Here is a 6976-nt window from a genome sequence, read left to right on the forward strand (position 1 = left end):
CTACGAGCGCCAGTCCTTGATCCGACCGCCGACGCGTCCCGGTACCCCGGCGGCGCTCACGCCGAACCCGACGAGCACCATGAGTGTGTACAGCCCCAGCGTGGAAAGCCAGACGATTATCATCGCGCCGATGGCCCACCCACCGTCGAGCCATCGGAACGCGCCGAGGGTCATCACCGTCCCGTAGAGGAGGACGAGATACGGACCCCACCCGCGTGCGTGTCCGCGACGCATCCGTCTGCGGACGTACCCCTTCAGCTCCGACTCCAGCTCGGATTTCTGAACCGTGCGCTCATCGACGTCGTGCTCGAACTCCTCGAACTCGGACTGTAGCCGCTCTACATTGCCGTGGAGTTCGAGGATGTCCGGTGCGGACTGCTCTGTATCGTCGGTCATGTCCTCTCCTTTGACTCCCTGCTGTCTTTCTGTGGTGCCTGCCACGCCTTTAGTTTTCCTGAAGTGCCGTCCCGCGAGAACGGCGTTGATGACCGCTCCGAACAGCAGGACGATACCGCCGAGGTAGAGCCACGTGACCACCAACAGCGCCCCGCCGAGGACGCCGTAGGCGGAAAACTGGGCCGTCGAATCGACGTAGACGCCGAATATCGCTTGGAGGGCGGTCCACCCGAGCGTGGCGAACAGCGTCCCCGGAAGGACCTCCCGAACGGTCACGTCCGTGTCGGGAAAGAAGTAGTACAGGGGTAAGAAGACCGGAATCAGCCCGAACAGGAGCGCGACGGAGACGATGGTCCGCCTGAAGGGAAGCCACGACAGCGAGGGGAGGAGGACGTTGACCACCGCGACCCCGGCGACGCCGAGCGCGATGACCGCCAGTACGACGGCGGCGTCGGTCATCGTGTCGATGAACGGTTCGGTGACGTTCACGCCGTAGACCCGGGAGAACGCCTCGTCTAATCCGCGGAACACCCGCAACGTGCTCCAGACGAGGACGAGCGACCCGACGACGGTCGCACTCCGGCGTCCGGACGCGCTGGAGAGCGAATCCTGCACGATGCTCTTCGCCTTCGGCGAGAGCAGACCCTGAACCGTCCCGACGACGGTGTTGGCGAACGCGTCGCCGCCGACGAACGACGCGATGGCGAGCGCCAACAGCAGCGCCGGGAGGATGGAGACGAACGCGTAGTACGCGATTCCCGCCGCGAGAAACGTTATCTCCTGTTCGCGCGCGTAGTCGATGGTTTCGCGTGCCGTCGTTCCGATAGTCACGACGGGTACTTCCACGAAATCGACCAAAAGCGTTGGCTACTATCGACCCCGTGCTACGGTCGCGTCGCCGCCCGAATCTCGGCGACGCTGGCGGGCGTCTTGAACGTCGTCCCGCCGTAGTGGGTGCGCGAGGCGTCGTAGCCCGCGTCCCGGAGGCGCTCCAGGAACTCGTCCATCCCCGAGGCCGAACGCGTCCACTCCTTGCAAAGACGGTGTTGGTCGTAGTGGGTCGGTCGGTGGAGTTCGCCCGAGAGTTGCGTTAGAAGTTTGTTCGCCTTCTTCGCGGTTCCCATCTCCTCGGTCACGTTCTCGCGCACGACGTCCACGAAGTCGGCGTCGTGGGTCGGGCCGAGCCACACTGGACCGGCGGTGAGAACGCGGTTTCCCTCGCACGCCGGGCAGGTTTCGGGCGGGTCGGCGATGAGTCCGTACTCGTGGTCCCGGTGGAGACAGTCCTCGCAGTGATAGAGGTGGCCGAGTTCGTCGATGGCTCCGTTGGCCGTCGTCGCCCCTTCGTCGAGTTCGAGGTACGTTCGGACGTAGTGGCTCGTCGCGTGCGTCAGGAGCGGCGTGACGCCCTTGTCATAGCGGGCGGCGGTGCGGGCGAGCGCGGAGAGGAGGATTCGAACCCCCATCTCGGCGTGATAGTCCGTGTTGCGCGGCACCGCGCTGTACTTCCGGACGCCGCTGTGGAAGTGCGCGCCACAGAGCGGCGCGGTGTCGGTTGCCGTCACGCAAACCAAATCGCGCGTGTTGGCGAAGGCGGCGTCGGCGAAGGGAATCGGCGTCCCGAACGGGTCGATGTCCACCACGTCGAACACCTCCTCGTGCATGAGCGCGTTGGCGTTCCGGTGGACGGCCTCCCCCGGCAGGTCGTTGCGCTCGAAGTTCTCCCGACAGAGTTCGATGGCGTCCGGGTCGATGTCGGCGCAGGTCACGTTCCAGTCGTTCGCGGCGGCGCGGACGCCGCGAATCCCTGAGGCCGCCATGGCATCGAGGTAGTACTCCGCCCGCGGTTCGCGGTCGCGGTACGTTCGTAGGACGGCCACCGTCAGGTCGCGGTTCAACTCCTGCACCGGATTGAAAAACACGTCGTCGATGATGGCGTCCCCCTCCTGCTCGGGAACTTCCACCTCGATTCCTCCTTCGCGGACGTTCATGCGTGCTCGTCGGCGTTCCGTCCCGAAAAGGGATACGGGTTGCCGTCGCGGCGGCCCGACCGCCTCCTCGCTATCGGAACGGGTTTATTTCGTCCGTCCGAACCGATGGCCCGTGCCCTCGGTTTCGAACTCCGTCTGTCGGTCGCATTCTCCCGGGGAGTGGATACCGTGAACCGCGTCGAGGAGTGGGAAACCGAACTGGCCGACGCGGGGTCGCTCACGCCCGACATCGTGGGCAGAATTCTCTCGACGCACGACGACAGGGGAAAACAGGCCATCGAAGCCGTTTCCGAACGGCGCGTAAAGGAGTACCGGGATTTCGTGGTCGTCGTCGGGTTCGAGGACGAGTACATCGTGGAGGAGGGGTGTACCTGTCGTGACAGCGAGTACAATCTCGACCCCGACGACCCGACCGACCTGTGCTGGCACGTCCTCGCCGCCAAAATCGCCCGGCACATCGACGCGATGGACCACCACGACATGTGGTACTCCGACGTACGCGAGTTCCTGTAATCCGTTTTAGCTATCGAGGCAGATATTCACGAAGTTCTCGAGGATTCGAAGCCCCGTATCGCCGCTCTTCTCGGGGTGGAACTGCGTGCCGAAGACGGTCCCCGACTCGTCGGCGATGACGCTCGGAAAGTCCGTGCCGTAGTCCGTCGTCGCCACCACGGCGTCGTCGTCCTCGGGGGCGGCGTAGTAGGAGTGGACGAAGTAGGCGTACTCCCCGTCCACGCCATCGACCAGCGGGTGGTCGCGCTGGACGGAGAGTTCGTTCCAGCCCATCTGTGGCACCTTCTGGTCCCCGTCGAACCTGACGTTCGTCCCCGGAATCAAGTCGAGTCCGGTAACGTCGCCTTCCCCGGCGTGCTCGGCCTCCTCGCTCGTCGTCAACAGCATCTGCATCCCGAGACAGATGCCGAACACCGGCGTCCCGCTGTCGGCGGCATCGACGAGCGCTTCGCGGTACGGTCCGGCGTTTTCCACACCCTCACGGAACGCGCCGACACCCGGCAGAACGATGCCGTCGGCCGCGTCGAACGTCGCCGGGTCGTCGGACACCTCGACGTCCGCTCCCGCGCGTTCGAGACCCTTGACCGCGCTCCGGAGGTTGCCGAGGCCGTAATCGACCACGACGACCGACGCGGCCCGCTGCTTTGCGTGCGTGTTCCCTTCCATGGGTGTGGGTTACGTCCCGGACTACAAACGGTTTCGTGTTTCCGGGAAATATGTCCGCCACATCGAGGCTATGGTTACCACAAATGCCTCAAAAGCGACGAATAGGAAGATTTAACAGATAACTAACGAACGAATAACATGATTTCAGATGGTAAATCGACGCGCGTTTATAAAATTCGCGACCGCGGCGGGAATAATCGGAGTCAGTGCCGGTTGTACGAGCGATTCGAAGGGCGACGGGGCGGACGGTTCGACCAGTTCGGACGGTGAATCCACGACGCCCGGAACCGGGACGGGAACGACGACGAAGAGCGGCGAGGGCGAGACCGTCAACTTCATCCTTACCCCGGCGGAGTCGTCCGTCAACGTCAAAAAGCAGTACCAGCCGTTGTTCAACTACCTCGAATCCGAAACCGGCGTCACCATCGAGTCACAGAAGGCATCGAGTTACCCGGCAGTGTTTCAGGCGCTCAAAGGCGGCCGCGGCGACCTCGCGGACGCGTCGCCCACACTCGCCGTCGTCGGGGACGACGAGAACGTCACGGACGTCGTTGGCATCCGCGTCGCCTACGGTTCGGCGAAGTACTTCTCGCTCCTCTCGACCACGACGGACAGCGGCATCAGCAAACTGTCCGACCTCAAGGGCGAGACCGTCACGTTCGCCGACAAGCTCTCGACCAGCGGGTCGCTGTTCCCGCTGTACATGCTGAAGCAGGCCGGACTCGACATCGGCAACGCCCCGGAAGGAAAGTCCAAAGGCTTCACCGGACAGTGGGCGGGTGACCACGACACCGCCGTCAAGCAGATGATGAACCGACCGGACGTGGCCGCCGCCGGTTCGGGTGCGTTCGTCTCCGCACCGCACATTCCGAAGGACCAGTTCCCGAAGCGGTTCAAGGACCAGTCCTCGGAGTACGACGGTGCCGGAAGCGAGGACCCCAAACTGAACCTGCTGAAGGCGTCCCAGCCCATTCCGCGTGCCCCCATCCTCGCTCGCTCGAACTGGGACTCGCCGAAACGCGAGGAGATCCAGCAGGCGCTCATCGACGCGACCGAGGACGACCTCAAAGGCGACGCGAGCGGCGACGAGGAACTCTGGTTCACCGGTCTTCAGAAGGGCGACGCGAGCGACTACAAACCCGTTCGAGAGGTCAAAGAGGAACTCGGTTTGGAGTTCGGTAACAACTAAGCGAACGATTTTTTCGTATCGTTTTAGTATTTGACTTCTTTCTATATTCAAACGGACGGTTAACCGGGCGATACGGCCCGGAGGACAAACTACAGACGCACATGAGCACAATCAAAGTAGAGAACCTCAGTAAATCATACGGCGACGTACAAGCCCTCGAAGACGTCTCGTTCGAGATTCCCGACGGCGAGTTCGTCGTCCTCCTCGGCGAGTCGGGTGCAGGGAAATCAACCCTCCTTCGCTGTCTGAACGGATTGACGAAACCGACGGACGGGACTGTTGCCATCGACGGTGAAGAGATAACCGGCCCGCGCGACGACGTGGCTATGATTTTCCAGCAACACTACCTCATCGAACAGCTCAGCGCGTACGCGAACGCGCTCACCGGGTCGCTCCACCGCACGCCGTTCTTCCGGAGCCTGTTGCAGATGAACGCGCCGGGCGACAAACGCGAGGCGCTCGACGCGCTCAAGACGGTCGGGTTGCTCGACGAAGCGGGACAGCAAGCGGGTCGCATGAGCGGGGGACAACAGCAACGGGTCGGTATCGCCCGCGCACTGGTTCAACAACCGAACCTCCTGCTCGCGGACGAACCGGTCGCGAGCCTCGACCCCGCCAGCGCGGAGAGCGTGATGGGATACATCCGAGGGGCGGCGAGCGAGCGAAACCTCACGACCGTTGCGAGCCTCCATCAGGTGAACCTCGCCCGCGAGTTCGGCGACCGGTTCCTGGGCATGAAGGACGGGAAACTCGTCTTCGACGGCTACCGCGAGGACTTCACCATCGACGTGGTTGACGAAATCTACGGTAACATCCAGACCGAAGCGATCCGCGGCGACGCGGAGGTGACGGCATGAGCGACGGCCGTGGCGAATGGGTTCGAACGTACTTCGGCTTCAGCCAAGCGGGTACCGGGGCCGTCGAACGACGGCTGACGGAACTGAAGCGGGCCAAGACGATTCGACGACTCGGTTCGCTCGTGGCGCTCGTCATGTTCGCCTTTCTGTTTCGCTTCGCCCTCGGTCAAGTCGGCTTCTCCGTGAGTGAACTCGTCAAGTACATGCCCGTGTTCGAGGACGCGCTCGGTGACTTCTTCCCGATGACGACGTACTTCGGGACGATTCCGTTCATCGACTTCGGGGCGTACGCGCACTTCATTCTGGTCGAACAGCCACAGGAGAACGGCCTCTCGTTCGTCGATGCCGCGCTGACGACGCTCTCCATCGGGTTCGCCGGGACGGTCCTCGGCATCCCCGGCGCGCTCATGTTCGGCGTCTTGGGGAGCGAGCGCGTGACGCCGTTCCCGTTCAACTTCCTCTTCCGCGGCGTCATGAGCACCATCCGGTCCATCCCGGCGCTCGTCTGGGCGCTCATCTACATCCCGCTCGGCGGGTTGACGCCCTTCACGGCGACGCTGGCCATCGGAACCGACACCATCGGAAACCTCGGCCGACTGTTCACCGACGAACTCGAAGAGGTCGATGAGGGTCCAATCGAGGCCATCGAGAGTACCGGCGCGAGCGGTCCGCAGACAATCGTGTTCGGGATGCTCAGTCAGGTGTTCACCCCATTCATCGCGTGGACGATGTACATCCTCGAAATCAACGTCCGCGTCGCGGTGACGATGGGTCTCATCGGTGCTGGCGGTATCGGCGGCATCCTCAACACCCAGCAAGGGCTGTTCGCGTACACGAACATGATGGCGACCATCATCGTCATCTTCCTCCTCGTGGTGAGCGTCGAGATGCTCAGCCAGCGGACCCGTTCGTACCTCCGCGGTAACGACGAGGGTCGCGGACTCGTCACGCACTTTCTCGACCTCCTCCGTGGCGTCCCGGAGCGACTGGGCCAATCCGCGTGGAAGTAACGGGTTCGACCCGCGTCTCGTCCGACCCGGTGTCGTTTCGTTCCATATCTCCAACTATAAATAACTCCACGCAGTGGCTTCGAGTATGAATCCCTCGCCCTCCTCGCTCTCCAGACGTGGATTCTTGACGACGACGGGAACGCTCGGCGCGACGGTCGGCGTCGGCGGTGCGACGACCACGACGACCGGAACGACGGCGTTCTCGGACGACGCGCCGAAACCGGCGTGGACAGTCCCCGAATCGCCGGAGGACTCCGACTCCCGGTACGAAGCCGCGTATCCCATTACCGTCGCCGACGGAATCGCCGTGGTCATCGTCATCTCCGATTCGACCGAATCGACCACGTACCAGTT

General features: G+C 63.2%; 8 protein-coding genes. 5 read left to right on the forward strand and 3 right to left on the reverse strand.

What is annotated here, in order from left to right:
- Entirely contained in the window at positions 1-1227 is a 1227-nt protein-coding gene (locus tag BG842_RS01340) for a YihY/virulence factor BrkB family protein (RefSeq protein ID WP_254662817.1), read from the reverse strand.
- A 53-nt stretch (positions 1228-1280) separates the two neighbouring features.
- Entirely contained in the window at positions 1281-2387 is a 1107-nt protein-coding gene (locus BG842_RS01345) for a tRNA (guanine(26)-N(2))-dimethyltransferase (RefSeq protein WP_069449373.1), read from the reverse strand.
- 168 nt (positions 2388-2555) lie between these two features.
- Here BG842_RS01345 and BG842_RS01350 point away from each other — a divergent pair, with 168 nt between their 5' ends.
- A complete protein-coding gene (locus BG842_RS01350; protein WP_175424052.1) occupies positions 2556-2900 on the forward strand; it encodes a hypothetical protein in 345 nt (114 codons plus the stop codon).
- Between the two features lie 6 nt (positions 2901-2906).
- On the opposite strand, the gene hisH is transcribed toward BG842_RS01350, so the two are convergent.
- Positions 2907-3566, reverse strand: coding sequence for an imidazole glycerol phosphate synthase subunit HisH (gene hisH, locus BG842_RS01355; protein WP_069449375.1), 660 nt, complete (start codon positions 3564-3566; stop codon positions 2907-2909).
- Between the two features lie 148 nt (positions 3567-3714).
- On the opposite strand from hisH, the gene BG842_RS01360 reads away from it, so the two are divergent.
- From BG842_RS01360 to BG842_RS01375, 4 genes are all read left to right on the forward strand, one after another.
- Positions 3715-4755 carry a phosphate/phosphite/phosphonate ABC transporter substrate-binding protein gene (locus BG842_RS01360; RefSeq protein WP_069449376.1) on the forward strand — a complete coding sequence of 347 codons (1041 nt, stop codon included), beginning with the start codon at positions 3715-3717 and terminating at the stop codon, positions 4753-4755.
- A 101-nt stretch (positions 4756-4856) separates the two neighbouring features.
- Positions 4857-5612 carry a phosphonate ABC transporter ATP-binding protein gene (locus BG842_RS01365; RefSeq protein WP_069449377.1) on the forward strand — a complete coding sequence of 252 codons (756 nt, stop codon included), beginning with the start codon at positions 4857-4859 and terminating at the stop codon, positions 5610-5612.
- Complete coding sequence (phnE, locus tag BG842_RS01370) at positions 5609-6622, forward strand: phosphonate ABC transporter, permease protein PhnE (RefSeq protein WP_083252385.1); 1014 nt, start codon at positions 5609-5611, stop codon at positions 6620-6622. Before BG842_RS01365 ends, phnE begins: the two co-directional genes overlap by 4 nt.
- Positions 6623-6707: 85 nt before the next feature.
- Positions 6708-6976 (forward strand): twin-arginine translocation signal domain-containing protein (locus BG842_RS01375; protein ID WP_139135978.1); only part of this gene is annotated, 269 nt, incomplete at its 3' end.

The organism is Haladaptatus sp. W1, from assembly GCF_001723155.1.
Lineage (GTDB): Archaea > Halobacteriota > Halobacteria > Halobacteriales > Haladaptataceae > Haladaptatus > Haladaptatus paucihalophilus.

Bases quoted from the DNA above. Each gene is read 5' to 3' on its own strand.
- BG842_RS01365 (WP_069449377.1), top strand. From the start codon at position 4,857: ATGAGCACAATCAAAGTAGAGAACCTCAGTAAATCATACGGCGACGTA.
- BG842_RS01345 (WP_069449373.1), bottom strand. From the start codon at position 2,387: ATGAACGTCCGCGAAGGAGGAATCGAGGTGGAAGTTCCCGAGCAGGAG.
- BG842_RS01360 (WP_069449376.1), top strand. From the start codon at position 3,715: ATGGTAAATCGACGCGCGTTTATAAAATTCGCGACCGCGGCGGGAATA.
- phnE (WP_083252385.1), top strand. From the start codon at position 5,609: ATGAGCGACGGCCGTGGCGAATGGGTTCGAACGTACTTCGGCTTCAGC.
- hisH (WP_069449375.1), bottom strand. From the start codon at position 3,566: ATGGAAGGGAACACGCACGCAAAGCAGCGGGCCGCGTCGGTCGTCGTG.